At 58.6% G+C, this 26254-nt stretch carries 25 protein-coding genes and 4 tRNA genes; 11 read left to right on the top strand and 18 right to left on the bottom strand.

The features are described 5' to 3' along the window. Positions 1–10: 10 nt before the first annotated feature. The 4 genes from secE to GGD50_RS04125 form a co-directional block, all read right to left on the bottom strand. On the bottom strand, positions 11–211 hold the full coding sequence (gene secE / locus GGD50_RS04140; RefSeq protein WP_107107803.1) for a preprotein translocase subunit SecE: 201 nt from the start codon (positions 209–211) through the stop codon (positions 11–13). 196 nt (positions 212–407) lie between these two features. Continuing rightward, a tRNA-Trp gene (locus tag GGD50_RS04135) sits at positions 408–483 on the bottom strand. Between the two features lie 214 nt (positions 484–697). After that, positions 698–1555 carry a 3-deoxy-manno-octulosonate cytidylyltransferase gene (locus tag GGD50_RS04130; RefSeq protein ID WP_181316055.1) on the bottom strand — a complete coding sequence of 286 codons (858 nt, stop codon included), beginning with the start codon at positions 1553–1555 and terminating at the stop codon, positions 698–700. Positions 1556–1599: 44 nt separating this feature from the next. After that, positions 1600–2286, bottom strand: a complete 687-nt coding sequence (locus tag GGD50_RS04125) for a glycosyltransferase family protein (RefSeq protein WP_107107801.1) — start codon at positions 2284–2286, stop codon at positions 1600–1602. 106 nt (positions 2287–2392) lie between these two features. Here GGD50_RS04125 and GGD50_RS04120 point away from each other — a divergent pair, with 106 nt between their 5' ends. After that, entirely contained in the window at positions 2393–2638 is a 246-nt protein-coding gene (locus GGD50_RS04120; RefSeq protein ID WP_146143987.1) for a hypothetical protein, read from the top strand. On the opposite strand, the gene GGD50_RS04115 is transcribed toward GGD50_RS04120, so the two are convergent. From GGD50_RS04115 to GGD50_RS04095, 5 genes are all read right to left on the bottom strand, one after another. Beyond that, on the bottom strand, positions 2623–3516 hold the full coding sequence (locus GGD50_RS04115; protein ID WP_107107800.1) for an NAD-dependent epimerase/dehydratase family protein: 894 nt from the start codon (positions 3514–3516) through the stop codon (positions 2623–2625). The genes GGD50_RS04120 and GGD50_RS04115 overlap by 16 nt on opposite strands. Positions 3517–3662: 146 nt before the next feature. After that, entirely contained in the window at positions 3663–4181 is a 519-nt protein-coding gene (locus tag GGD50_RS04110; protein WP_107107799.1) for a P-loop nucleotide/nucleoside kinase family protein, read from the bottom strand. 71 nt (positions 4182–4252) lie between these two features. Next, the gene (gene tuf, locus GGD50_RS04105; RefSeq protein ID WP_107107798.1) at positions 4253–5428 is read right to left on the bottom strand and encodes an elongation factor Tu; all 1176 of its coding nucleotides are present in this window, start codon (positions 5426–5428) and stop codon (positions 4253–4255) included. Between the two features lie 456 nt (positions 5429–5884). Continuing rightward, a tRNA-Gly gene (locus GGD50_RS04100) sits at positions 5885–5958 on the bottom strand. A gap of 24 nt (positions 5959–5982) precedes the next feature. Next, positions 5983–6067, bottom strand: a tRNA-Tyr gene (locus tag GGD50_RS04095). 198 nt (positions 6068–6265) lie between these two features. Between GGD50_RS04095 and rlmB the strand changes: the two genes are divergently transcribed. The 3 genes from rlmB (at position 6266) to GGD50_RS04080 (ending at position 8822) form a co-directional block, all read left to right on the top strand. Next, positions 6266–7174: a 23S rRNA (guanosine(2251)-2'-O)-methyltransferase RlmB gene (rlmB, locus tag GGD50_RS04090; RefSeq protein ID WP_107107797.1), complete on the top strand. Its 909-nt coding sequence runs from the start codon at positions 6266–6268 to the stop codon at positions 7172–7174. 40 nt (positions 7175–7214) lie between these two features. Then, on the top strand, positions 7215–7904 hold the full coding sequence (locus tag GGD50_RS04085) for an AprI/Inh family metalloprotease inhibitor (protein WP_107107796.1): 690 nt from the start codon (positions 7215–7217) through the stop codon (positions 7902–7904). A 123-nt stretch (positions 7905–8027) separates the two neighbouring features. Next, positions 8028–8822: a class I SAM-dependent methyltransferase gene (locus tag GGD50_RS04080; RefSeq protein ID WP_107107795.1), complete on the top strand. Its 795-nt coding sequence runs from the start codon at positions 8028–8030 to the stop codon at positions 8820–8822. Positions 8823–8825: 3 nt separating this feature from the next. Here GGD50_RS04080 and GGD50_RS04075 read toward each other — a convergent pair whose 3' ends face one another. From GGD50_RS04075 to GGD50_RS04060, 4 genes are all read right to left on the bottom strand, one after another. Beyond that, positions 8826–9110, bottom strand: a complete 285-nt coding sequence (locus GGD50_RS04075; protein ID WP_107107794.1) for a hypothetical protein — start codon at positions 9108–9110, stop codon at positions 8826–8828. A 173-nt stretch (positions 9111–9283) separates the two neighbouring features. Further along, the gene (locus GGD50_RS04070) at positions 9284–9553 is read right to left on the bottom strand and encodes a hypothetical protein (RefSeq protein WP_107107793.1); all 270 of its coding nucleotides are present in this window, start codon (positions 9551–9553) and stop codon (positions 9284–9286) included. A gap of 271 nt (positions 9554–9824) precedes the next feature. Continuing rightward, complete coding sequence (locus GGD50_RS04065; RefSeq protein ID WP_107107792.1) at positions 9825–10142, bottom strand: DUF3307 domain-containing protein; 318 nt, start codon at positions 10140–10142, stop codon at positions 9825–9827. Positions 10143–10434: 292 nt separating this feature from the next. After that, positions 10435–10510, bottom strand: a tRNA-Thr gene (locus GGD50_RS04060). 166 nt (positions 10511–10676) lie between these two features. Here GGD50_RS04060 and GGD50_RS04055 point away from each other — a divergent pair. Together GGD50_RS04055 and GGD50_RS04050 are read left to right on the top strand one after the other, a co-directional pair. Continuing rightward, positions 10677–11450, top strand: coding sequence for an NAD kinase (locus GGD50_RS04055; RefSeq protein WP_107107791.1), 774 nt, complete (start codon positions 10677–10679; stop codon positions 11448–11450). Positions 11451–11500: 50 nt separating this feature from the next. Continuing rightward, entirely contained in the window at positions 11501–11815 is a 315-nt protein-coding gene (locus tag GGD50_RS04050) for a type II toxin-antitoxin system VapB family antitoxin (protein ID WP_181316037.1), read from the top strand. Positions 11816–11884: 69 nt separating this feature from the next. Here GGD50_RS04050 and GGD50_RS04045 read toward each other — a convergent pair whose 3' ends face one another. The 4 genes from GGD50_RS04045 to GGD50_RS04030 all read right to left on the bottom strand — a co-directional run bounded on the left by GGD50_RS04045 (position 11885) and on the right by GGD50_RS04030 (position 17585). Beyond that, on the bottom strand, positions 11885–12307 hold the full coding sequence (locus tag GGD50_RS04045; protein ID WP_107107790.1) for an NUDIX domain-containing protein: 423 nt from the start codon (positions 12305–12307) through the stop codon (positions 11885–11887). Between the two features lie 118 nt (positions 12308–12425). After that, a protein-coding gene (gene prfB / locus GGD50_RS04040; protein ID WP_107107789.1) for a peptide chain release factor 2 occupies positions 12426–13557 on the bottom strand; the annotation gives its coding sequence in 2 pieces (ribosomal slippage) (positions 12426–13487 and positions 13489–13557; 1131 coding nt in all). A gap of 126 nt (positions 13558–13683) precedes the next feature. Then, positions 13684–16149, bottom strand: a complete 2466-nt coding sequence (locus GGD50_RS04035; protein WP_107107788.1) for a penicillin-binding protein 1A — start codon at positions 16147–16149, stop codon at positions 13684–13686. Positions 16150–16409: 260 nt separating this feature from the next. Beyond that, the gene (locus GGD50_RS04030; protein ID WP_210318753.1) at positions 16410–17585 is read right to left on the bottom strand and encodes an N-acetylmuramoyl-L-alanine amidase; all 1176 of its coding nucleotides are present in this window, start codon (positions 17583–17585) and stop codon (positions 16410–16412) included. 731 nt (positions 17586–18316) lie between these two features. Between GGD50_RS04030 and GGD50_RS04025 the strand changes: the two genes are divergently transcribed. Continuing rightward, a complete protein-coding gene (locus GGD50_RS04025; RefSeq protein ID WP_107107786.1) occupies positions 18317–21202 on the top strand; it encodes an Rne/Rng family ribonuclease in 2886 nt (961 codons plus the stop codon). A 393-nt stretch (positions 21203–21595) separates the two neighbouring features. On the opposite strand, the gene GGD50_RS04020 is transcribed toward GGD50_RS04025, so the two are convergent. Beyond that, a complete protein-coding gene (locus GGD50_RS04020) occupies positions 21596–22753 on the bottom strand; it encodes a pyridoxal phosphate-dependent aminotransferase (RefSeq protein ID WP_107108124.1) in 1158 nt (385 codons plus the stop codon). Positions 22754–22964: 211 nt separating this feature from the next. Between GGD50_RS04020 and GGD50_RS04015 the strand changes: the two genes are divergently transcribed. The 4 genes from GGD50_RS04015 (at position 22965) to accC (ending at position 26251) form a co-directional block, all read left to right on the top strand. After that, positions 22965–23732: a DsbA family protein gene (locus GGD50_RS04015; RefSeq protein ID WP_107107785.1), complete on the top strand. Its 768-nt coding sequence runs from the start codon at positions 22965–22967 to the stop codon at positions 23730–23732. Positions 23733–23958: 226 nt separating this feature from the next. After that, positions 23959–24396, top strand: coding sequence for a type II 3-dehydroquinate dehydratase (gene aroQ / locus GGD50_RS04010; RefSeq protein ID WP_107107784.1), 438 nt, complete (start codon positions 23959–23961; stop codon positions 24394–24396). Between the two features lie 23 nt (positions 24397–24419). After that, positions 24420–24893 (top strand): acetyl-CoA carboxylase biotin carboxyl carrier protein, encoded by a 474-nt coding sequence (gene accB / locus GGD50_RS04005; RefSeq protein WP_107107783.1) that lies wholly within the window; start codon positions 24420–24422, stop codon positions 24891–24893. Positions 24894–24898: 5 nt separating this feature from the next. After that, on the top strand, positions 24899–26251 hold the full coding sequence (accC, locus tag GGD50_RS04000) for an acetyl-CoA carboxylase biotin carboxylase subunit (RefSeq protein WP_181316036.1): 1353 nt from the start codon (positions 24899–24901) through the stop codon (positions 26249–26251). Positions 26252–26254: the final 3 nt, after the last annotated feature.

Genomic DNA, 26254 nt, shown 5'->3' with positions numbered 1-26254 from the left:
CCACCCGATATCAATTGCCGGTATTCAGCACGTAGCCGAGAATCCAGCCAATGAGCTGGTCAGCAGCAAAGAAAAACAACGAGGCGAAAAGGACCATAACGAGTACCATCACCGTCGAGATCATCGTCTCACGGCGGGACGGCCAAGTGATTTTCGACGTCTCGGAGCGGACCTGCTGCAGAAACGCAAGTGGATTCGATTTGGATGCCATTGACTGCCCACGCAATTACGGCGCGTAAAGCTGAACATATCAGCCCCACGCACCGCGTGTCTGTTGAACCCTACATAAACATCGATTCCCAATTTAACAAGAGGGAATTCGGTGCTTTCGAAAATTTGCCGCCAAACCGGCATAATCCCCAACCCAAGAAGCAGCGAAACCGACGCGCTATTCAAATCAAGGAAGATGGCAGGGGCAGCAGGGCTCGAACCTACGACCTGCGGTTTTGGAGACCGCCGCTCTACCAACTGAGCTATACCCCTTCATGCTTCGATCACTGGCACCGAGCGGTGACCCGCCAGCGCCTTTCGAAGGCATGGCGCTCCTTTAAGACGGGACGAAACGATTGGCAAGTGCGTTTTTCGTTTTTTCCCAAGAGGGTGCGCAGCTTCGTTCAATGCGGACAATTCCCGAAGGCGCCGACCACAGGAATTGCGGGCTTTGCCGCATCTCCCGAATGTGTCGCGCGGGCAATTCTCAACCTTCCTTCGGCTCTCCCGGCGTTCCCTTGGGCTTCCGCTTCAGGAATTTCGGCCTGAGGTGACGCAGAAAATTGTCTGTGGAGCGAATCACATTGGTCAACGAGATCAGCTTGTCGACTTCCGCGTCGGTATTGCCGAGCCGCTCGGTCAGCACCTCTGCCGCAGCCAGCGCAATTTCGGCCGGCGGAACCTCACAGAAGCGCTCGGCAAGCCGGATGTAGGGATTGAGCGAAACGCCGCCGTGGATGACGATCTTTCCAAGACGGGCAAAGAGGCGCAGGAAGGTCTGCTCGAAGGTCCAGTCGTGAACAGACACGACCCTCCATTTTTCGCTACGCTTGGCCGAGAAGCCGGCAAGCACGATGGCGCCGGGCAGTTTCAGATCGCTCAGCCAAAGCGCCATGGCAAAGCCGCTGGTCGGCGTCTTGCCCTCCGTGTAGAAATCGCTGCAGAAGCCGACGAGATCGAGGTGGCCTGTGGGCGCGCCCTGGAAATCGGCGGCAGGATTCAGTTTTTCCTCGCGCCCGAGGCGGATGTTCATGATCCCGAGGAAATATTCCTTCGGGAAGAATTTGACGACGTCACCCACCTCGCCCCGATAGACGATATTCGCGCCGCGCGGTTGTCCGCGCGAAATCAGCAGCGAATGCCCGTGGAACGGGCGGTCCAGGACCTTGTAGACCTTATTGAAGAAGATGAAGAGCGCGCTCGACGGAAACTGCTGCTGGAGGCTGCCGATATCGACCGCATCGCTGTTTGCGACAAGAACGATGTGGGAGAAGGCCGCCAGCACGGACCGCCATTCATCGGCGGTCGTCAAGCCTGTGGCGGCCCCTGCAGCCGGGAAGCCGATTTCGTTGTTTCCTGCTTCGACACCCACGCCCGGATCCAGCCCGGTTACTTCTGCTGGACGTGCAGCATGCGATCACGCATGGCGAACCATTCTTCGGCGTAGTCGTCGTTGCGATACTCGTCGAAATACGGACCGCCATCGGTGAAGTGCACCAGTTGGGCATCCGACCGGTAGTCATATTCGTTGACGAGGTAATTCCAGGTCACGGGAACCTCACCGATCTGATCTTCGCTTTCCAACCATTTGAACTGGTGAAGCTGCAGGCCCGTGGCGGTGTTGACGTAATCCTTCGTCAATGCCCGGCATTTGGCATTGTTGAAAAGGATCATGCTCGACCAGTTCTTCTTTTCATATTTGGTCTGCGTCTGGCCGAGGAACTTGGTCTCGATTTTCGGCTGGTAGTCGTGCTTGACGCACATTGCGGCATAGCGGTCGTCGCGCAGCTTCCAGAGTTCGGCAATGTCGGCGCGAGCCAGCATGTCGCAATCCATGAAGATGCTCCAGCCCTCGTAATTGCTGAGGTAAGGAACCAGAAAGCGGGAGAAGGAAAATTCGGTCGACTGCAGCGGGTTGCGCTCGCGCGTGAAAATGCCGTCGAGATTGCTGAGAACGATCGGCGAAAACGCCACCGGGATCGAAGAGTGCTCGATTATGCTTTGCGCGAGGACGTGATAGGCGACGACTTCCTTAGAATCAAAGCCGACAAAAATACGTGCAACACCGTCGTTCATAGTCCCTCCGAAGCGGCTGACCACCAAAGGGATCAACCGGTTAATAGCTTTCAAGTCGCAGCGCAAATCGCGTTGCGAAGCATCCTGCCGGCTCGCAAGCCACATGATGTCTATTCAAAACACGAGTCCCAACCGCATCATGGAAAACAACTGCAATTTCCACGATACGCCCCGCGAACGCAAACCTACTTACTTCAACTCGGATATTTGTCGAGTGTTTGCGGAAGCATTTTTGGTTTTCTTCCGTAACAAATGGAGAGCCATCATTGCTCTCGACGGGGTTTCGACCGGGCGTCGCAACGGCGCCCGGCTTTCATTTCATTCGGCAATGCAGCCTCAAACCTTCACGTAGCGGCGCCAGTTATGCTCTTCCTTGAAGCCCAGGACTTCACGGATCTTGCGGTTGGAGAGCAGGCCTTCATACTCGCCGATCTCGCGGGTAAACGGCACGTTCGGGAAGTATTTGGCGGCAAGATCCCGGGACGGCGTGTTGGCCGATACCGTGTCGTTGGCGGCGTTGAACACCTGAAAGCCGAGACCGCTTTTTTCAATACAGAGATGGACGATCTGGCCGAGATCGCGTGCGTCGATATAGCTCCAGGCTATGCGCTTGCGGATGTCGGTGTCGGCAAAATATTCCGGGAAACGCTCATATTCATGAGGCTCAATGACGTTGCCGATGCGCAGCGCATAGATGTCGATGCCGAAACGCTCAGCGAAGGCGCGTGCCGTCTTCTCGTTCAGGACCTTCGAGAGGCCATAGGAATCCATCGGATTGACATCATAGTCCTCTTCCAGCGGGAACTGATGGAAATCGCGATGGCCTTCGGCAAAGCAGACGCCATAGGTCGTTTCGCTGGAGGCGACGATGATCTTCTTGACGCCGAGCTTTGCCGCCGCTTCGATGACATTGTAAGTGCCCATCGTATTGATGCGGAAGGTCTCGTTGTCAGGCTTGATCAGAATACGCGGCACGGCGGCGAAATGCACGACGGCGTCGTAGGGCTGCACACCCTTTCCATGATCGAGATCGGGGAAATCCCGATGCATGGTGAGCACGTTGTAGACTTGTCCTGCATCGGTGATATCGGCATTCAGATTGGTAACGCCGGGGCTGTCCAGCGGCACGAGATCCACATTGTGGACCTCGTAACCGGCATTAATTAGCCAGGGAACGGTATGACGCCCGGCCTTGCCGCTACCGCCGGTGAACAGAATACGTTTCTTCATGAAATCTCCTCCAGGTAAAATCGAGCGATAGATAGGCCCTTTCGGGCATTTCGCAAGACATCGGCCGTGGGACATTCTGCTGCGATTCCTTGCCGAGCAGCAGTAACCCACCAAAGTCACCAACCGGAGACTATCGATGGATTGGTTTACGACGACTGCTTGTGCAGATGTTCCAACATGTGCTCAACACATTGATCAAGCGAAAGCCGGCTCGTATCGAATACCTCGCAGCCATGCTGGACGGCCTCCCCGCACAGATAGGCAGCCCAGTTCATCATGTCCTTGTTCGCGAGCTCCGGCTGGCCTCTTCCGACCGCAAGCCGCTCCGTTCTTGTAGCATCGTCGCAATCAACCAGGAGCAGCTTGTAGTCGGCGATATTGGCCGCCGCGGCTGCTTCGAGGACGAAAGCGATCCGCATCTGCCCTTCAAACAAGACCGGCTTTCCACTCCGCGCAACCCTCGCCAAGCGCACCATCCATTCCACGGTCTTGTCGCGCTGCCAGGCTTCCGGCGAGCCGTGATCCCTGATCATCGCATCCACTGCCGGCACGCCGATGCTGTCGAACCGATAGATCGCAAAATCATCCGGATACCTCTCGGCGATCGCATCGGCAATTGCCGTCTTTCCGGAGCCGGATGCGCCTGTCAGAACGATCAATCCCATTGGTTTCCTCCGAAATGCGAAAGGCCCCGCTGTTTCCAGCGGGGCCTTCGTAACCACGAATAATCCGGAGATTACTCGACGATGCTAGCGACGATGCCGGCGCCGACGGTACGGCCGCCTTCGCGGATCGCGAAGCGCAGCTTTTCTTCCATCGCGATCGGAACGATCAGCTCGACGTCAACCGTGATGTTGTCGCCAGGCATAACCATTTCCGTGCCTTCCGGAAGCGTCACGATACCCGTCACGTCCGTCGTGCGGAAGTAGAACTGCGGACGGTAGTTCGTGAAGAACGGCGTATGACGGCCGCCTTCTTCCTTCGTCAGGATGTAGGCTTCGGCCTTGAACTTCTTGTGCGGCTTTACAGTGCCCGGCTTGCAAAGGATCTGGCCACGCTCGACGCCGTCACGGTTCACACCGCGGATCAGCGCGCCGATGTTGTCGCCAGCCTGGCCCTGATCGAGCAGCTTACGGAACATTTCAACGCCGGTAACCGTCGTCTTCGACGTCGGACGAATGCCGACGATTTCGACTTCTTCACCAACCTTGACAATGCCACGCTCGACGCGGCCCGTCACAACCGTACCACGGCCGGAGATCGAGAACACGTCTTCGATCGGCATCAGGAACGGCTGGTCGATCGGACGCTCAGGCGTCGGGATGTAGGCGTCAACCGCTGCCATCAGCTCGCGGATCGCGTCTTCGCCGATCTTCTTGTCGCTGTCTTCCAGAGCAGCAAGGGCCGAACCCTTGACAACCGGAATGTCGTCGCCCGGGAAGTCGTAGGATGACAGAAGTTCGCGAACTTCAAGCTCGACGAGCTCCAGAAGCTCGGCGTCGTCAACCTGGTCGACCTTGTTCAGGAACACAACGATCGCCGGAACGCCAACCTGGCGGGCGAGCAGGATGTGTTCGCGCGTCTGCGGCATCGGGCCGTCAGCAGCCGAGCAAACCAGGATCGCGCCGTCCATCTGCGCAGCACCCGTGATCATGTTCTTCACATAGTCAGCGTGGCCGGGGCAGTCGACGTGCGCGTAGTGACGAGCAGGCGTCTCATATTCAACGTGCGCCGTCGAAATCGTGATGCCGCGTGCCTTTTCTTCCGGTGCCGCGTCGATCTGGTCATACGCCTTGAACTCACCGAAGAACTTCGTGATCGCTGCCGTCAGAGACGTCTTGCCGTGGTCAACGTGGCCGATCGTGCCGATGTTAACGTGCGGCTTATTGCGCTCAAACTTACTCTTTGCCATTTGAATGCTTCCTGTGAACGTAAATGGGTGACCCCGGCGAACCGGTTTAGTGCCGCCGTTTAAGGCTTTCATCGCGTTTGCGCAAGACTTAATTGCAGGCCCTATTCTTGGCGAAGTGTAGCCGATGGCGGACAATGCGCGCCGTCGACATTGATTCGCCGCGAAGGTTTCGCCGGCCGATCCGGAAAGACGCAAAAGCATTTGCCGGTTCAGATGCTTAGATAGGGTCGCTGAGGAAATAGTTCCAGGTGTCCCACGCTTCTCCGCGGAATTGAACGCGCCTGTGGATCGCGAAACAACAAAAACGCCCTCCCCGATCAAGAAAAGGCTTCAAGGGATAGGCTTTCGGAAGGAGACTTCTTTCCGAACGATATGCAGCAGTCAATCAGGGAGGTCGGCCATTGCAGAATGTCCGGCAATAGATCTATGCGGCAGTGATTCAGCAATTGGAAATCTTGGAGCGGGTAGCGGGAATCGAACCCGCGTATTCAGCTTGGAAGGCTGCTGCTCTACCATTGAGCTATACCCGCGGGTGGCCAAGATCCTGCGCGGAATGGTGGAGGGAGTTGGATTTGAACCAACGTAGGCTGAGCCAACGGATTTACAGTCCGTCCCCTTTAACCACTCGGGCATCCCTCCAGTTTTCCGACTGGATCTTGCGACCAAGCTTGCTAGACCGGACGTCGCCGCCGCGATCTGCGCCGCGTATATGACCGGACCGTTTCCGTCTGTCAACATGAGGTTCGGGCAAAAATGACGAAAAAATTTCAACTTGCTGCAAAAGCCCACAGACGAAAGAGGACTATGCGCTCAAGGGCGCTCCCGCTATAAAGCCGCATGAGCAAAGACAAAACATCCGGCCGTTCCGGCCCTGAGAACACCGCCGGCGACAAGTCGGCCAAGGACACGCACTACGCAACCCTGCGGCGCGCGCATCGCGACGCCAAACGCGAGCGCGGCGAAATCCCGACGCCGACGCCACAGAAGCGCAAGCGGGCGGGCGCCGACGATTGGAAGCCGCCGGCGTTGGCTCCCGACCAGGTCTATCTCTACGGTCTGCATACGGTCCGCGCGGCCCTTGCCAATCCCGAACGCAAGAATATCAAGCTGTCGACGACGCAGAATGCGCTGGTGCGGCTGGAAATCGGACCTGCCGACGAACTCGGCATTCCCGTCGAAATCGTCTCGCCGCAGGATATCGACAAGGTGCTTGGTCCCGAAGCAATCCACCAGGGTGTGATGCTGGAGACGCGTCCCCTGCCCGTGCGCCGACTGGAGGCGCTGAAGGACAGCCCGCTGCTGCTGGTTCTCGATCAGGTGACCGATCCGCATAATGTCGGCGCGATCATGCGCTCGGCCGTCGCCTTCGACGCGGGCGCCGTTATCACGACACAGCGCCATAGCCCGACCGAATCGGGCGTGATGGCGAAATCCGCCTCCGGCGCGCTTGAGCTTATCCCTTACATACAGATCACCAATCTTGCCGACGCGCTCGGCGAGCTGCACCGCCTCGGCTTCGTCACCATCGGACTTGATTCGGAAGGACCGGCGCCGCTCGAAGGCACGTTTTCAGGTGAGAAAGTTGCCTTGGTCCTCGGCTCCGAGGGCAAGGGCCTGCGCCAGAAGACGCGGGAAACGGTAAACGCGCTGGCGCGCCTCGACATGCCGGGCGCGATCAAATCACTCAACGTCTCGAACGCGGCCGCGATCGCCCTCTATGCAGCGCGGTCCTATCTGAAAATCTAGCGGCACTGGGGTTGCCGCAGCAGATTTGGGGGAATTTGTCTTGATCCGCAGTTTTTGTCTCGCGGCGGCTTCTGCCGCCTTCATGCTCGCCGTCGGGCAACCGGCTGCTGCCGCCGACGACGAACTTATCAAGTCCCAAGCTGGCCCATGGCTGCTGGCGCCCGAAAGCGGCGCCAAGGGCTGCCGCCTCACCTTCGAAACCACCCCGGCGACCGGCGGCTACGCCATCAGCGGCGCGGATGCCTGCGCAACAGCCCTGCCCACCTACGCCAAGGCGGCCGCCTGGAATTTCAGCGATGACGGCACGCTCACGCTTTTCGATGCGACGCAGAAGGTGGTGGCTCGCTTCCAGGAAGAAGAGGGTTCGCCCTGGGAGAGCGAAGACGGAGACCCGACCTGGCTGCTGCCGGCGCTAGGGGACGTCGACCATGTCCCAACCGTCGCGACTCTAGCAGGCACCTGGCAGATCCAGCAACCCGACGGCAAACTCATCTGCAACATCACGCTGTCCAGCGATACCGACGCGGACGGGACGCCAAAAATGTCATCGGGCGGTGACTGCCCTGCCGACGTTCGCGATCTCAAGCTTTCCCTCTGGGTCATGGAGGGTTTTGGCCTGGTGATGATGGGCATTGACGGCTCTTCGCTCTCCTTCGACATGCGGCCCGATGGCGGCTTTCAGAAATCCGAGGAAGAAGAGGGAGAACCGATGGTGCTGATCCGCAAGTAAGGCAGCCAAGAACCCCGATATCCCGCTCGTGGGCTGACGTCCGAGAAATGTGACTATGTTAGCTTGAGCCGGTCCGAACCCGGCCAATTATTGTCACATATTGGAAAAACAGGTCCAGGGCGCATGATTTTATCGAATATCCGCAAATTCATCTTCCACGAATTGCGAAGTGTAGAAGGATATATTGACCCACCGGACGCCCTTGTTTATCTCTCCATTTTGGAACGCCAAAGAGCACATGGATTGGGCGGCGGAATTGCCGAAATCGGCGTCTATTTCGGCCGTTCTTATTTTCTCCTGAAAAAGATCACATCGCCGGAAGATCGGGTGCTTGGCATCGATCTCTTCGACATCGGGGAGATGTCGAATGGCGTTTCCGAGCAATACCGAGCATTTCTCGAGAATGGCCATCGGCTCGGATTGCCTGTCGACGAGGATTTGCTGGTCGTCGGCGATAGTTCGGAGCTATCGCCGCAAGACATATCGAGCAAGGTCGGCAAGGTGCGCTTCTTCAGCGTCGATGGCGGACATACATTGTCGAATCTGGAGGCCGACAGCCGCCTGGCAAAGGAGACGATCGCCGACCATGGCGTCATCGTCTTCGACGATACTTTCAATCCCGCTTGGCCGGAAGTCACCGTCGGCGTCGCGGATTTCCTGCGCAACAACGACGAGGCCTTCTCGGCCTTCTGCATGACGAAATACAAAACCTATGTCTGCCGGCGCGAGTTCCACGATTTCTACCGTGCGGCTATCCTGCGAGCGCCGCATCTCAGAGCCTTCGAGCTGGCGGAAACGCATTTTCTGGGGTCCGATGCCGTCCGCCTGCACAATCCCTTCGGCCGGCGCATACTCTATGAACTCATGACCCGCTCGGGTATGAGCGCCATTTCAGAGCGCGCATACCGCTGTCACTAGCGCCTAGCGAACTGCAATAGGCTGCGGATGCCAAGCGGATTGCTGCCACGGAGATCGCTCTGTGACCGGGCATCCATCCTGTAGCTTCGACCAGGAGGTGACGTTGAGGTTCATCTCGCACTGCGCGAGATAGCTTTTACCGTCCACGGTCATGCAGGCGACGTCGCCGACCGCATGCAGCTTTCCGTCCGTGTTTTTGCAGTAGCAATCCTGCCCGGCCAAAGCTGGCGTGGTCGCAATCACCACAAGCGACAATCCCAAGACAATATGCCTGAATGTCCTGCGCATAGACGTGCCCTCGCCCGCCGTTGATGGGGAGAGTCTATGCCTATTTTAGACGTTGTAAATGCGCCCGTATCCGACGGATTCCCAGCCGAAATTTGGTTGAGAATCCAATAGGTCAGGTACGCGCCCGCCGCCGCCAATGCATTTCATAACCATAGCAAGCGGGTCGGCGTGGCTTAGTGAATTACCGGATCCGAATCATCAAAGAATGTTCTGATCCCATCGCGCGCGATCGTCGCCAGGAACTCATCGAAGGCTTCGCGGTCCGTCGCGAACGGTTCTTCCCATTCGATGAGATCTTCCTCCGGCGTGATGACTTCCATCCGCCAATCTCCCTGCGTGCCCGCGGGACGGAAGATATCGACGAGCACAGTCACATCATCTTCCGTAAATTCACCGGAGAGCTCGGAATGTTCGAGTTTGGGCTTCTTGGGCTTAACGGTCATATTTTCCCACGTGCGGCGATGACGAGAATCGTAAGTTAGTGATCATCCTGACCATTGCAAAGGGCAGCGGCGTTACAATCGCATGAAGCTGGCGCCGATTTGGCGGCCAAACCCGAAAGATACTGTCGCCGAATGACAACGCTGTACAAGCGGAAGTCATCGTGAGCGTGAATGGGATCCTAGTCTCCCGTCTGAACGACAGAATTCTATTCAGACCGTAGGCAATCCAACGCCGCTCGGCGAGAAATTGGATGGCTTCCTCCCTGTTGGATCAGAGCTTTCCAACGGTAATCAGCAGCCAGATAGCTTTGCAAATAATGTGCAGCACCTGATCTTGAGCGAACGTCGTTTTCCCCCTCACCTTCAGCTCGTCGATGACCGCATGGGCCAACCATTCTGCCAGGCCCAACCACACATTTCCCGTCACCAACGCGACGGCGGCGCCATGGATGCCGGCGTGGGCCAAGAGATGATAGATCCGCAGCGGTCCATTCTGCTTTGCCTTGGCGAGGAAATCACCCTGTAGCGGATAATCACACACCCAGTGCGCGCCCAGCAACATCAGCGCCATCGTCAGAATCTGTTCCATTCTCTCGACACCCGCAATGATCGTTAAATTTCTCTACCTCGCGCTAACCGTTCGCGAAACTCTTCGGTGTAGAGCCTGCACTTGGTTCAATCGGGGATTATAATGAAATATATCCGCATCTTGCCAGCCATTTGCGCGCTGGCTCTCCATTCTGCATGCGGCAAGGATATTTAAGACGGCACGGCTACGCGCGAGCAATCAAGGGAAGCGCGTTGCAACACGAAATGCAGCATGTCGAGCCGAGCAACCAAAGAACCCAGCACCAAGCAATTGAAAATATTGATGAAAGTGATGGTGCCCCCGGCAGGGTTCGAACCCGCGACCCCCTGATTACAAATCAGGTGCTCTACCAACTGAGCTACAAGGGCACATCGGCATGCCAAGTAGCAGATTTTGATTTCCTGTAAAGGGAAAATCGGCTGTTTGGCTTGGATACCGCAGATCGAAGCCCCTGAGGATTCACCAGTCTTTGCAAAACGGCTTGTCGCATAGGGGGAATATCATTACCTAGTATGATTATTCAAAGGACATTGCATGTCACGCGCTTTTCAATCCGTTTGTTTTCTTGCATCGACCGCGCCGGAGGCCCAATCGGCGCGAGAGGAATTGATTCGCCTTTATGGTCAGACGCCGCAGGAAGATGCGGATATCGTCGTTGCGCTCGGCGGCGATGGCTTCATGCTGCAGACGCTGCACAATACGATGAACTCCGGTAAGCGCGTCTATGGCATGAACCGCGGCTCGATCGGCTTCCTGATGAACGATTATCGTACGGAATGCCTGGCCGAACGCATCGAAGCGGCTGTTGAGAATGCTTTTCACCCGCTGCAGATGAGTACGCGCAACGCAGACGGCAGCACATCCGTCGCGCTTGCCATCAATGAGGTGTCGCTGTTTCGCCAGTCCTATCAGGCTGCCAAGCTGAAGGTCGAGATCGACGGCCATGTCCGTCTGCCGGAACTGATCTGCGATGGGTTGATGGTGACGACACCGGCTGGTTCCACCGCCTATAATCTCTCCGCTCACGGCCCTATCCTGCCGCTGGAGGCGCCGCTTCTCGCCATTACCCCCGTCAGCGCTTTCCGCCCCCGCCGCTGGCGCGGAGCACTGCTGCCCAACAAGGTGACGATCGACATCACTGTGCTGGAGTCGGAAAAACGCCCCGTCAATGCGGTAGCCGACAATACCGAAGTCAAATCGGTCATGAGCGTCAAGATCGCCCAGACCGAGGACACGACGGCACGCATTCTCTCCGATCCGGACCGATCATGGTCGGAGAGGATATTGGCGGAGCAGTTTTCGGATTGAGAACTGCCACACAGGCCTGTCTAGTAAGCCAGACGCAGGGAGCTATACAGATGGTGCTCAGCATCCGAAATGAAGAAGCGGATACGCTTGCCAGAGAACTGGCAAGGATCGACCAAACGACCGTGACGGATGCTGTCATCGTTGCGTTGAGAGAGGCGATCAATATGCGCCTGCGTCGGGAAGCACCAAGCGAGACTGCCCGCAAAATTCTCACTAAACGTGGTTTGTCTTTTGCGCCAAATCGGAAACCAGCGCCGCCTGAGGCTTATCACCAGCTTGATCACAATCTCAACGGTAACACACCGCTTCTGACATTTAACCAATTTTTGCTTGAGACGGATACCGACACTATACCTCGAGCATAGCCGTCCTACCTGGGCATCTGCGGACTCGCGAGCACTATTGTAGAGAGGTTCTGGAACGCGACCTTCCGATCAATTCCGAAGAACGTCCTTCAATGCCTCCGGAAATAGGAGCGTGTCTTCTTCGAGGCCTCTCCAAAGTCCATGTTCATCGTTGCCTTCGAGGTCCGGAAAGAATGTGCGGTCGTACAGCGTTTCGTCGACGAATCGGCACTCGACGAGCAACGCGATTTCGTGTCTGAGCACCCCACCAACGACGAAGAATGACTCAGTAACTCCCAGCGTGGCCAGAGGCTCTACGACTATGCCGATCTCTTCGCGAATCTCGCGCCCGGCCGCATCTGCGGCGGTCTCGTTGAACAAGATGCCGCCGCCGAGAGGGCGATGATAGACGAGATCGCGAGTGGAATCCCTCCCCTCAAATACTAAAAGGCACCCGGTGGTTGGATGCCGAATAATGGCGAGCGCGATGGCGCGGATATGCGGATCAGACATCGAGAACTCCCGGACGCATTGGCCGTCCCGCTCTCTAAAACCATCTCGTGACTGCCGTGTTATACGCAGCAAAAAGCCCCGTTTCCGGGGCTTTTCAACACTCTATCAGATTCTCTTCTTAATCGACGTCGTCCACCACCGCATCGGCCGCGCCGCTGATGCGGTGCGCGAGGGCGGCTTCCATGAACTCGTTGAGATCGCCGTCGAGAACATCGCCAGGGGCGGTGCTGGCAACGCCGGTGCGCAGGTCTTTTACGAGCTGATAAGGCTGCAGCACGTAAGAGCGGATCTGATGGCCCCAGCCGATATCGGTCTTCGAGGCGGCTTCGGCGTTCGCAGCTTCTTCCCGCTTCATCAATTCCGCTTCGTACATGCGGGCGCGCAGCATGTCCCAGGCCTTGGCACGGTTCTTGTGCTGCGAGCGTTCCTGCTGGCACTGCACGACGATGCCGGTCGGGATGTGCGTGATGCGCACCGCCGAGTCGGTCGTATTGACGTGCTGGCCGCCAGCACCGGACGAACGATAGGTATCGATGCGGCAGTCGCTCTCGTTGATCTCGATCTGGATCGAGTCGTCGACGACAGGATAGACCCAGATCGACGAGAAGGACGTATGACGGCGGGCGTTGCTGTCATAGGGCGAGATGCGAACGAGGCGGTGAACGCCCGATTCGGTCTTCAGCCAGCCATAGGCATTGTGGCCCTTGATCAAAAGGGTCGCCGATTTGATGCCGGCTTCTTCGCCGTCATGGACTTCAAGCAGTTCCACCTTGAAGCGCTGACGCTCGGCCCAGCGGGTATACATGCGCAGCAGCATGTTCGCCCAATCCTGGCTCTCGGTGCCGCCGGCGCCCGAATGAACTTCGAGATAGGTATCGTTGGAATCGGCCTCGCCGGAAAGCATGGCTTCCACCTGCCGACGGGCAGCTTCGGCCTTCAGAGCCTTCAGGGCGTCTTCCGCGTCGCGCACGACATCGGCATCGCCCTCTTCCTCGCCAAGCTCGATCAATTCGACATTGTCGGCAAGCTGCTGCTCAAGCGCGCGCACGCCGTTGATGCCGTCATCGAGCTGCTGGCGCTCGCGCATCAGCTTCTGCGCCTCGGTGGCATCGTTCCAGAGGGTCGGGTCCTCTGCCTTGTTATTCAACCAGTCCAGTCGTCTTACCGCCTGATCCCAGTCAAAGATGCCTCCTCAGCAGGCTTATGGCCTGCTTGGTTTCGTCGACTACATTCTCGATTTCCGCTCGCATATTCCTGCTTCTTTATTCGGCCGTTCGATGTGAACTGCGGTTCCATTCAAAGAGTGCTGGTGACATAGATATACATGCCGCGACTGTAAAGCCCCGCGGCATGATCATTGGACAAATCCGCTCAGATCAGAAGAGACCGCCCGCGCCTGATGTGACCGCCTGGTTGGCCTGCGGCGAGGTCTTCAGAATTTCCTCCGGCGCGACCTGCGCCGACGCATCGCCGCCGCCAATGACCGTATAGGTGGTCGCCGGGCCGGTACCGGGCTTGAAGGCTTCCATGATGGCATCGGGATCGCCGGGCTGCGCGGCCATGCCGGTTGCACGGTTGACGGCCATCATATTCATGCCAGCCGGAACCTGGAATTTCTCCGGCTGCTCATCCTTGGTAGCGGCCTGCATGAACTCGTTGAAGACCGGAGCGGCGATCGAGCCGCCGGTCGCGCCGCGGCCGAGTGTGCTCGGCGTGTCGTAACCGACATAAAGACCGGCGACGAGGCTCGGCGTAAAGCCGACGAACCAGGCATCCTTCTCGTCATTGGTCGTGCCGGTCTTGCCGGCGACATCGGTATTCAGCTTTATCTTGCCGGCGGCCGTACCGCGGATGACGACGCCCTGCATCATCGACGTGACCTGATAGGCAGTCATCGGATCGAGCACCTGTTCGCGATTGTCAGCGATGACAGGCTCATCTTGGTTCTGCCAATCGCTCACATTGCAGGAATCGCAGACGCGTTCCTCATGCTTGAAGATGGTCGCTCCGTAACGGTCCTGAATGCGGTCGATCAACGTCGGCTTGATCTGCTTGCCGCCATTGGCGATGACCGAATAGGCGGAAACCATGCGCAGCACCGTCGTCTCGCCGGCGCCGAGCGCCATGGCAAGAACCGGGTTCATACGGTCATAGATGCCGAAACGGTCGGCATATTCAGCGACCAGCGGCATGCCCATATCGGCGGCGAGACGCACCGTCATCAGGTTACGCGAATGTTCGATGGCAAAGCGCAGCGTATGGGCGCCACCGCCCTCGCCTTCGTAGTTTTCCGGCTTCCAAACCTGCCCGTTGCTGAGCGTGATCTCGAGGGGATCGTCGAGAATGACCGAAGCCGGCGTATAGCCATTATCCATGGCCGCGGCGTAGACGAAGGGCTTGAAGGAAGAGCCGGGCTGGCGTTTAGCCTGAGTGGCGCGGTTGAATTCCGATTGCGCATAGGAGAAGCCGCCGACCATGGCCAGCACACGGCCAGTATGCGGATCCATCACAACGAGGCCGCCCTGCACCTTCGGAGGCTGGCGCAGCCGATAGGCGCTCGAATCGGCATCGCCGGTCTTCTGAACGAAAATCACGTCACCGGGGCTCAGCACGCCACTCGGCGATTTCGCCGTCTTGCTGCCGCTGGCCGAGCGGTAAGCCCAACGCATGTCGGCGGCAGCGATCGTACCGCGCTTGCGATCATTCGCGACCTTGCCGGCGGCGTCGACACTCGGCTGCAGGCCGATATCGACCGTCTGGTCGGATACCGAGAGCACGACGGCCAACTGCCATTCCGGCACGTCACTCAAGGTGGGAACCTTGGCGAGTTCAGAACCCCAGTCCTGCGATGTCGTGATCTGCTTGATCGGGCCATGGAAGCCGCGGCGTTCGTCGTAGTCGACGAGACCATCCTGCAGCGCCTTGCGCGCTTCTATCTGCAACTGCGGATCCAGTGAGGTGCGGACCGAAAGTCCGCCTTCGAGGAGAGTCTTCTCGCCATATTGGTCGATCAACTGGCGGCGGACTTCTTCGGAAAAATAGTCAGAGGCGAAGAGCGACGGACCGCTCTTCGGCGGCGCGACGCCGAGCGGCTGCTTCTTGGCCTCTTCGCCGTCGCTCTGGCTGACATAGCCATTCTCGACCATACGGTCGATGACCCAGTTGCGGCGGGTCATCGCAGCTTCGGGGTGACGGAACGGATTGTAATTGGACGGGCCCTTGGGCAGTGAAGCGAGATAGGCCGATTCGGCAATGGTCAGTTCGTTGACCGACTTGTCGAAATAGGTGAGCGCCGCTCCGGCGATGCCATAGGAATTCAGGCCGAAATAGATCTCGTTCAGATAGAGCTCGAGGATCTTGTCCTTGCTATAGGCCTGTTCGATGCGGAAGGAGAGGATCGCTTCCTTGATCTTGCGATCGAACGTCTGGTCAGCCGAAAGCAGGAAATTCTTGGCGACCTGCTGGGTGATGGTCGATGCGCCGACAAAACGGCGGCCGGAACCGATATTCTGAAGGTTGACGGCGACGGCGCGCATCAGGCCGCCGACATCGACGCCCGGATGATTGTAGAAATTCTTGTCTTCAGCCGAGAGGAAAGCGGCCTTGACGCGATCGGGAATAGCCTGGATCGGCAGGAACAGCCGGTTCTCCCGCGAATATTCCTTCATCAGTGCACCGTTGCCCGCATGAATGCGGGTCGTCACCGGCGGCGCATATTTGGCAAGGACCTCGTAGTCCGGCAGATCCTTGGAAACGACGCTCAGATAAATAGCTGCCGCAGCCGCCGCACCCAGGAACAGGATGCAGCCCAGCCCAAAGAAATATCCAATCAGTCTGACCATATGATGCTACCGGTGCTTCTTTTTCCTGCGGCGCATGTGCGAGACCATCGCACATTCACGGGCGTTTTGCACGCTCACGGCGTTAATGCAAGACGGCAACAGCACAAAGCCGTGCATGCCGACCGCGGTAAACTATACTTTGGTGTAAAGACGGGAATGTGAGCAAAATAGGGCCCACCGCCTGTATTCCTCACTTCATCCCCGCCCATTAGCAGCGTCTGTTACATGGAAGACACGAACGGCGCCCGCCATCCATGGTTTCAGCCGCCATTCGCAATGGTTGAAACGCGGTATTGCTTGACGGCGTCGGTCAGCCGATCCGCCAATTTCTGCCGCCAATCGAGATCGAGCAGAAGCTTCTCATCATCCTTGTTCGAGAGGAAGCCGAGCTCGAGGAGAATAGAGGGAACATCCGGCGCCTGCAGCACGCGGAAGCCGGCATGGCGATGCGGATTGTTGATCATGGAGATCTGGCCGTTGAACGAGCTCAGCACATCCTGCGCCAGCGAGATGGAAAACGCCTGCGTCTCGCGCCGTGTCAGGTCCATCAGAATATCGGCGACGGCGGCGGGCTGCACCTGCGTCTCGGCGCCGGCGAGCTGGTCGGAATTGTTTTCTCGGTCGGCGACTTCACTGGCAAGCTTGTCGGAGGCCTTGTCCGAGATCGTATAGACCGTGGCGCCTCGGATATCCTTCTGCTTCAGCGTGTCAGCATGCAGCGAGATGAATAATGACGCATGATTCTGCCGGGCGATGGTCACCCGCTGCGACAGCGACAGATATTCATCATTGTCGCGCGTCAGAAAGGCTTTGATGCCCGGCTGGGCGTTCAGCTTGTCAGCCAGAAGCTTGGCGAAGGCGAGCGTGATATCCTTTTCCTGCGTGACGCCATCGCTGGCGGTCGCGCCGGCGTCGATACCGCCGTGACCCGCGTCGACAGCCACCAGGAAGGTGCTTGGATCAGGTTTTTCGATCGGCGCCACCGGACCGACATCCTTTGCGGTGTCATCGTTGGTCCAGCTTTGCTGCTTGATAAGATCGGCGAATTGCCCGGCAGGCAGCATCTCGGCATCGAGGACGAGGCGATGCCCCTTGCCGTTCTCGTCGGGCTGCACCTTGGCCATGACCAGCTTCACCGGCTTGGTCGCCGTCAGCACGATGCGGGCGCTATCCTCTTCCATGGTGCCGTAGCGGATATCCTTGAAGAGGCCGATCGGCTTCAGATCGGCAGCCGGGAAGCCGAAAGCGGTTGCCGGAAGATCGACGATGATACGTACGGGGTTATCGAGATAGTGAACCGAGAACGTCGGCTCACGATCCATATCGATGACGATGCGGGTGCGGGCATCGTCGCCGGCGATGCGTGCGCCATAGGCGAGCAACGGGTCGGCTGCGGCCAAAGTCGCAGCAAGCGGCGAAAGAATCGGAAGCGCCATCACTGCGAGGGCCACCGCTGCAATTCGCAAAGCCCTCACGCCATTCTCCGTCGCATGCCGCAATCCCTTTAACAACTGTCCATCGCGCCCCATATTGGTTTGAACGTTGTTTTTGAAGTCCAAAAATAACGGGAAAACCACGAATGACGCGATAGTGCTGATGTGATGGCGTGCCGGGAGAAGAATCGGAAACGCCGTCCCCGCACCTTCATCATACGACGAATCCATCAATATTATGGCACACTTGGCTTTCCCCTTGCTATTGTGACAGATAAAACATACAACGCATATTAGGGTAGAAGTGTTGACGGGATAGAGTCGCCGCAAAGGCAGCCGCCTCGAGTACTAGGCGCCATAAGCGGCCGTCATCCGCCGTCTCCAGTACTTCTGCTCCCTATACTGGATATCTGAATTTCCGGTTTTGCGCGGGAAATTCATCGGTGGAGAGCCACCAAACGCTCTTTAGAGAGCACATTCATCGGACCCGTTCGTTGGGTCTAAGGCATTGTCGATCTCGCTTGGTTACGGATGGTACCGCAGCAGCTTTTTCAGGAAGTGAACAGACCCCGGGGAACTAACGTCCCGGCTGCTGTCTGGCTGCTGTCACTGTCATCGCAAAACAACCAATCGCGACTTTCATTATCCGGTGCAGCAATGGCGGAGTGCAACCAGCCTGTTCTAGCGACAGGTCGGCGCCTTTCCGCATGCCGGCGCCGAGGAGCACAGCTTACATGGCAGACAAAATGCTTATCGATGCGTCTCACGAGGAAGAGACGCGTGTCGTTGTGGTTCGTGGGAACCGCATAGAAGAATTTGACTTCGAGTCGCAGCACAAGAAGCAAATCCGCGGCAACATCTATCTCGCCAAGGTGACGAGGGTTGAGCCCTCGCTGCAGGCGGCTTTTGTGGATTACGGCGGCAACCGCCACGGCTTCCTGGCCTTTGCCGAAATCCATCCCGACTACTACCAGATCCCGCTCGCCGACCGGCAGGCGCTCTTGAAGGCGGAAGCCGAAGAGCATCGCCGCGACGATGATGTCGAACATGTCGAAACGGCGCTCGATCTTTCCCAGCAGGAACAGCCCGACATCGGCATCGTCCACAAGGACGAGGCTGAAGCAGAACCCGCTGTAGCGGAAGAAGCTGCTGCCTCCGAGGTAGCCGCTCCCGCTGCCGAAGAAGCTCCGGCAAAGAAGGCCAAGCCGCGCCGCAGCCGCAAGAAGGTTGTCGCGGAAGCGCCGGCCGACGAGGCATCTGCGCCCGAAGCGATCGCAACGGTCGATGCGCCCAGCGAAGATGAAGAAGGACCGTCCGGCGAAATGGCCGCGATGGTCGAAAGCGATTCGATCTCCGAGGATGTCGATGTTTCCAAGCGCCGTCATGACGATGACGACGACGATGATCACGACCAGGAAGAAGAAGTGATCGAATCCGTCGGCGCCGAAGACGCGATGGAAGAGGTTCCGGACCGCACGCAGCGTAAGCCGCGCAAGCAATATCGCATCCAGGAAGTCATCAAGCGTCGGCAGATTCTGCTGGTGCAGGTCGCCAAGGAAGAGCGCGGCAACAAGGGCGCAGCGCTGACCACCTATCTTTCGCTCGCAGGCCGCTACTCGGTTCTGATGCCGAACACGGCGCGCGGCGGCGGCATTTCCCGCAAGATCACCAATCCGCAGGACCGCAAGCGCCTGAAGGAAATCGCCAAGATGCTCGAAGTGCCGCAGGGCATGGGCGTCATCCTTCGCACCGCCGGCGCCAACCGCACCAAGGTCGAAGTCAAGCGCGACTTCGAATATCTGATGCGCCTGTGGGAAAACGTCCGCACGCTGACGCTCGCTTCGACCGCGCCTTGCCTCGTCTACGAAGAAGGCAGCCTGATCAAGCGCTCGATCCGCGACCTCTACAATAAGGATATCGGCGAGATCATCGTTGCCGGCGAAGAAGGCTATCGTGAAGCGAAAGACTTCATGAAGATGCTGATGCCGAGTCATGCCAAGGTGGTTCAGCCCTATCGCGACATCCATCCGATCTTCTCGCGCTCCGGCATCGAAGCGCAGCTTGACCGCATGCTGCAGCCGCAGGTGACGCTGCGTTCCGGCGGCTACCTGATCATGAACCAGACGGAAGCTCTGGTTTCGATCGATGTCAACTCCGGCCGCTCGACGCGCGAGCATTCGATCGAAGACACCGCGCTGCAGACCAATCTGGAAGCGGCGGAAGAAATCGCCCGCCAGCTTCGCCTGCGCGACCTTGCCGGCCTGATCGTCATCGACTTCATCGACATGGAAGAAAAGCGCAACAACCGCGCTGTCGAGAAGAAGCTGAAGGAATGCCTGAAGAACGACCGGGCTCGCATCCAGGTTGGCCGCATCTCGCATTTCGGCCTGCTGGAGATGTCGCGCCAGCGCATCCGCGCCTCGGTTCTCGAAAGCACGACGCAGATCTGCTCGCATTGCGGCGGCACCGGCCATGTGCGCTCGCAGTCTTCCGTTGCGCTGCATGTTCTGCGCGGCATCGAGGAATATCTGCTGAAGAACACGACGCACGACATCACCGTGCGGACGACGCCGGACATTGCGCTTTACCTGCTCAACCACAAGCGCCAGACGATCGTCGACTACGAAAACCGTTTCGGCGTCGCCATCGTCATCGGTGCGGACAACGCCGTCGGTACGCAGCATTTCGCGATCGACCGCGGCGAGCCGGTGGAAAATCCGGTCAAGATCGAATCCCTGTTCAACTTCGCCGCCATTCCGGAAGACGAGGACGATGATATCGTCATCGAGGCCGATGAGGACGAAGATGAAGAGCTCGAGGAAAAGGCCGCTGCTGTCGAACAGCAGCCCACCGCCCGCTCCGAGAACAATGAAGGTGGCCGCAAGCGCAAGCGTCGCCGTCGCCGTCGTGGCCGTGGCGGTGACGCCCAGGCTGCTTCCGAGTCAGGCGATGCGTCCAGCGAAGATGGTGACGAAGAGGCGGATGAGGGCGAAGAGGATGAGGCAAGCGGCAGCAGTGAAGCTGCGGCCGCGTCCAGCGATGATGGCCAGCAGAAGCGCAAGCGCCGTCGCCGCGGCAAGCGTGGCGGGCGTCGCAATCGCGACGGCGAAGGCAATGAATTGGCAGCCGGCAGTGAAGCCGGTTCCGACGAAGGCGCTGACGATGAGGATGACGGCGAAAACGATGTCGCAGTGACCGTCGCTGACATCGCAGTCGCCGAAGGTGAAGCGGCCGTCGAAAGCCAGCCGGCTATGGCGGCTGTCGAAACCGCAGCCGTCGTCGCCGAAGACGTGAAGCCCGCCAAGAGCCGTAGCCGCCGCAAACCGAAGGCTGAAGCATCGCCTGTCGAAGCGCCGATCGCCGAAGAGGCGCCCGTAGCCGAAGCCGAAACAGTTGCCGAAGTCGTCGGCGATCTCGACAAGGCCGCCGAACCGGTAGCGGCTGCCGAACCCGAAGCGGTCGAGGCAGCAGCCAAGCCGGCTCGCGCCAACCGCGAGTCGAACGTCTCCTCCTCCGAGCCGGTGGTCAAGTCCACCCGCACCAGCGAGGGCGGCGATGGTGATGGCGAGCCGACCAAGCCGAAGAAGGCCGGTTGGTGGCAGCGCCGCGGCTTCTTCTGAACGCTGCTGTTCGGAACGAAATAACAAAATCCGGCCGTGGTAACGCGGCCGGATTTTTGTTTGGGAAGACCGCAGGCTGGTATGGTCGACGACCGGTATTTCTCTTCCGTCGTTTATCCTTCTCGCGAGTTTCGGTGCTCACACCCGCCCTCGTCCTTCGAGGGTCGCTTTGCTCCCGCCTCAGGATGAGGGCTAACCCTTCGCATCCGACCGCGAGTTATCCTTTGCTTTACGGTGCTTTACAGCAAGTCGTGAAGCCGGCTCCGCCTCATCCTGAGGCGGGAGCGAAGCGACCCTCGAAGGACGGGGCGGCCCGGTTCGGTCGCCCTCGAACCTTGTCCACAACTCTCCAAAATACTTTCAAAACCCGCCGCAAACCTCTGATCTAAGAGTCTATTTCAACCACGCCGCCATGCGCTCCACTGCTTCCTCGATCTCTGCGTTCGAGCCGGCATAGGAGATACGCATCACGCGGTGCCCCTCGATCGGATCGAAATCGAGGCCCGGTGTGGCGGCAACGTTGATTTCGGCCAGCATCTTACGGGCGAAAGCCATGCTGTCGTTGGTAAAACGGCTGACATCGACATAGGCGTAGAAAGCGCCGTCCATCGGCGAAGCGATGGAGAAGCCGATTTCGGGCAGACGGCGCATCAGGAAATCGCGGTTGCGGCGATAGCTTTCGCGGTAGACGTCCAGTTCTGCCCCTGCCCCAAGCGCTGCGGTGGCGGCGATCTGCGAGAGTTCCGGCGCTGAAATATAAAGGCTCTGGGCGACGCGCTCGATCGGACGCACCAGGCGCCCCGGCAGCACCATCCAGCCGATGCGCCAGCCAGTCATGCAATAATATTTCGAGAAGGAATTGATGACGATCGCCTCGTCGGTTAGCTCCAGCGCGCTCGTCTCCTCGCCGACGAAAGTCAGTCCGTGATAGATCTCGTCGGAGATGAAGGCGATCGAACGGTCGGCGCAATAGTCGGCGAGCGCCTTCAGCGCCGCCCTACCGGTCACCGTGCCGGTCGGGTTGGCAGGGCTTGCAAGCAACACGCCCTTCAGCCGCTTGCCGCTCGCTGCTTGCGCCGCCTCCAGGCTTTCGGGCGTCAGCGTGAATTGCGTCTCGGCGGTCACAGGCACTTCGACGACATCAAGCCCGAGAGCGGCAAGAATATTGCGATAGGCAGGATAGCCGGGCCTTGCGATGGCGACGCTGTCGCCGGGGTCGAATAGCGTCAGAAAGGCAAGATTGAAGCCGGCGGACGAACCGGTGGTGATCGCGATCCGCATGGGATCGATGGTCAGCCCATGACGAGCAAGGTAATGACCGGCAAGCGCTTGCTTCAGCGCCAGCGTGCCAAGTGCCTCCGTGTAACCGATGCGACCGTGACCTAGTGCCGTGCGCGCTGCCTCAAGGGCTGCCTGCGGCGCGGGATGCGACGGCTGACCGACCGCCATCGAGATGACGGCATGTCCCGCCTGACGCCGACGCGTTGCCTCCGCCAGCACATCCATGGCGTGGAAGGGTTCGACATCACTGCGTTTGGATAAGGAAAACAAGGTCAATTCTTTCTCGGATCGGATTGGAGCCAGACAATTGCCGTAATATTAGCGTGTTCACAATCCCGCGATTGCGGCTTTGTCGTGAAAATTCCTGTTTCTGGAAATACACATGCACCGTAAATTGCCGAAACACATTTGTGGATTTTAACCTCGCGGTGATATCCCGAACCGGACGATGAGTCTCAGCACCTACTTAAACGAGGACCCGATGACCCTTTTTTCCAAAACCCTGCTGGCGGCTTCAGCGATCGCCATTGCCGCGTCGCTCGCCATGGTCCAGCCCGCCGCCGCGCTGGATGACCAGCAGAAAAAGGAATTCGGAGAGTTCATCAAGGAATATCTCGTCGCGCATCCGGAAGTTCTCTTGGACGCACAGGCGGCACTTGAGAAGAAGCAGGATGAGCAGCGCATCGCTCAGTCCGCCCAGGCTGTCGCCCAAAACAAGGATGCCATCTTCAATTCCAAGGATGACGTCACGATCGGCAATCCGAAGGGCGATGTCACCGTCGTCGAGTTCTTCGATTATAATTGCACCTATTGCCGCCATGCACTCCCCGACATGGACGCGCTGCTGAAGCAAGACTCAAACGTGCGTTTCGTGCTGAAGGAATTCCCGATCCTCGGACCGGATTCGGTTGCCGCGGCTAGGGTCTCCGACGCTTTCCGCAAGCTGGCGCCGGAAAAATATGCCGAATTCCATCATACGCTGCTTGGCAGCGACGGCCGCGCCTCGGAAGACAGCGCCATGGAAGTTGCGACCTCGCTTGGCGTCACCGAAGCGGCAATCCGCGCCGAAATGGCCAAGAGCCCGAACAATGATTCGGTCAAGGCCACGTACCAACTCGCCTCCGATCTCAACGTCACCGGCACGCCGGCCTATGTCATCGGCAACGAGACAATCTCCGGCGCGATCGGCCTCGAGGCCATTCAGCAGAAGATCTCCAATGTCCGCAGTTGCGGCAAGACCACCTGCTAAATAGTGGCGATCACTGAGGCGCGCATCTTTCCGGACGCGTAAGGGACACAGTGGCGCTTCGGAAGCTGCACAAGCCTTTTCGAAGCCGAACCGATTTTGGGGTTATGCGTAAAATCGCCAAAATCCGGGCGTTTCCACACCTAGACACGCGCAACCTACGTCCTGGGGGCTTTCCTATAGGCCCTCGGGAGTCTATAGGTTGCGCTGCACTTTGACGGAACCTCTGATGGCGCAAACCATTTTTGTCCTGAATGGACCCAATTTGAATGCCCTCGGCAAGCGCGAGCCGGGCATCTATGGCGGCAAGACGCTCAAGGATATCGAAGCCGACTGCAAAACCGTGGGCGAAAGCCTTGGCTTTGTGATCGACTTTCGGCAGAGCAACCATGAAGGCGTGCTTGTCGATTGGATGCACGAAGCGGCAGACGTCGCTGCCGGCATCGCGATAAACCCCGGCGCCTATGGCCATACGTCGATCGCGCTTCATGACGCGATCCGCGCCATTTCCATTCCGGTGGTGGAGGTTCACATCTCCAATATCCACGCACGCGAAGAATTCCGGCACAAATCGATGATCGCGCCCGCCGCCAAGGGCATGATCTGCGGTTTTGGACCCTACAGTTACATCCTGGCGCTGCACGCGCTGAAATCCATCACCCAATAACAAGAATACAGGGCAAAACATCCATGGCTGATAAGAAAATGGGTATCGACCAGGCGCTGATCCGCGACCTCGCCAATATTCTCAATGAGACCGATCTGACCGAGATCGAAGTCGAGCAGGAAGATCTGCGCATCCGCGTATCGCGCGCCGGCACGACTCAATATGTTCAGGCACCGATCGCAGCACCTGCCTATGCCGCAGCAGCTCCTGTCGCCGCCGCTCCCGCTGCAGCCGCCGCGCCTGCCGGCAAGTCGCGCAATCCGGATAACGTCGTCAGCGCACCGATGGTGGGTACGGTCTACATGGCACCCGCTCCAGGCGCTGCCGCTTTCATCGAGATCGGCGCCTCCGTCAAGGAAGGCCAGACGCTGCTCATCATCGAAGCGATGAAGACGATGAACCAGATTCCCGCGCCAAAGTCCGGTATTGTGACCGAAATCCTCATTCAGGACGGACGCCCGGTCGAATACGGCGAAGCCCTGGTCGTCATCGAGTAAACCCTATGCCCATGATTTCGAAGATTCTCATAGCCAATCGCGGAGAGATCGCCCTTCGTGTGCTGCGCGCCTGCAAGGAGCTCGGCATTGCGAGTGTTGCGGTGCATTCGACCGCCGACGCCGACGCTATGCATGTGCGCCTGGCGGATGAAAGCGTGTGCATCGGCCCGCCGCCGTCGCGCGAAAGCTATCTCAACATCCACCAGATCGTCGCGGCCTGCGAGATCACCGGTGCCGACGCCGTTCATCCGGGCTATGGGTTCCTGTCGGAGAACGCCAAGTTCGCCGACATTCTCGAAGCACATGGCATCACCTTCATCGGCCCGACGGCGGATCATATCCGCATCATGGGCGACAAGATCACCGCCAAGACGACTGCGCAGCAGCTCGGTATTCCCGTCGTTCCCGGCTCGGACGGCGAAGTGAAGACCGAGGCGGACGCGCTGAGGACCGCCAAGGAAATCGGCTATCCCGTGCTGATCAAGGCAACCGCTGGCGGCGGCGGACGCGGCATGAAAGTGGCACGTACGGAAGCGGATGTCCTCGAAGCCTGGTCGACGGCACGCACCGAAGCCGCAGCCGCCTTCGGCAATGAATCCGTCTATATGGAAAAATATCTCGGCAAGCCGCGCCACATCGAAATCCAGGTGTTCGGCGATGGCGAAGGCAATGCCGTGCATCTCGGAGAGCGCGACTGCTCGCTGCAGCGCCGCCACCAGAAGGTCTGGGAAGAAGCCAATTCACCGGCGCTCAACGTCGAGCAACGCATGAAGATCGGCCAGATCTGCGCCGACGCCATGAGGAAGCTCAAGTATCGCGGCGCCGGCACGATCGAGTTCCTCTATGAAAACGGCGAGTTCTATTTCATCGAAATGAACACCCGCCTGCAGGTCGAGCATCCGGTCACGGAAGCGATCACCGGCATCGATCTCGTGCATGAGCAGATTCGCGTCGCCTCGGGCGGCGGTCTTTCCGTGACACAAGAGGACGTGCATTTCCACGGCCACGCCATCGAATGCCGCATCAATGCCGAGGACGCACGCACTTTCGTGCCCTCCCCCGGTACGATCACGCATTTCCATGCGCCGGGTGGCCTTGGCGTGCGCATCGATTCTGGCGCCTATCAGGGCTACAGAATTCCGCCCTACTACGACAGCCTGATCGGCAAGCTGATCGTGCATGGCCGCACCCGCGTCGAATGCATGATGCGCCTGCGCCGCGCGCTCGATGAGTTCGTGGTCGATGGCATCAAAACCACTCTGCCTCTGTTCCAGGATCTGGTTTCCAATCAGGATATCGCCAATGGCGACTATGATATCCATTGGCTGGAAGACTATCTGGCGAAAGGCTCGGCTTGACCT

The organism is Martinezella paranaensis (assembly GCF_014200235.1).
GTDB classification, from domain to species: domain Bacteria; phylum Pseudomonadota; class Alphaproteobacteria; order Rhizobiales; family Rhizobiaceae; genus Rhizobium; species Rhizobium paranaense.
This window is presented reverse-complemented; position numbering and strand designations above follow the sequence as displayed.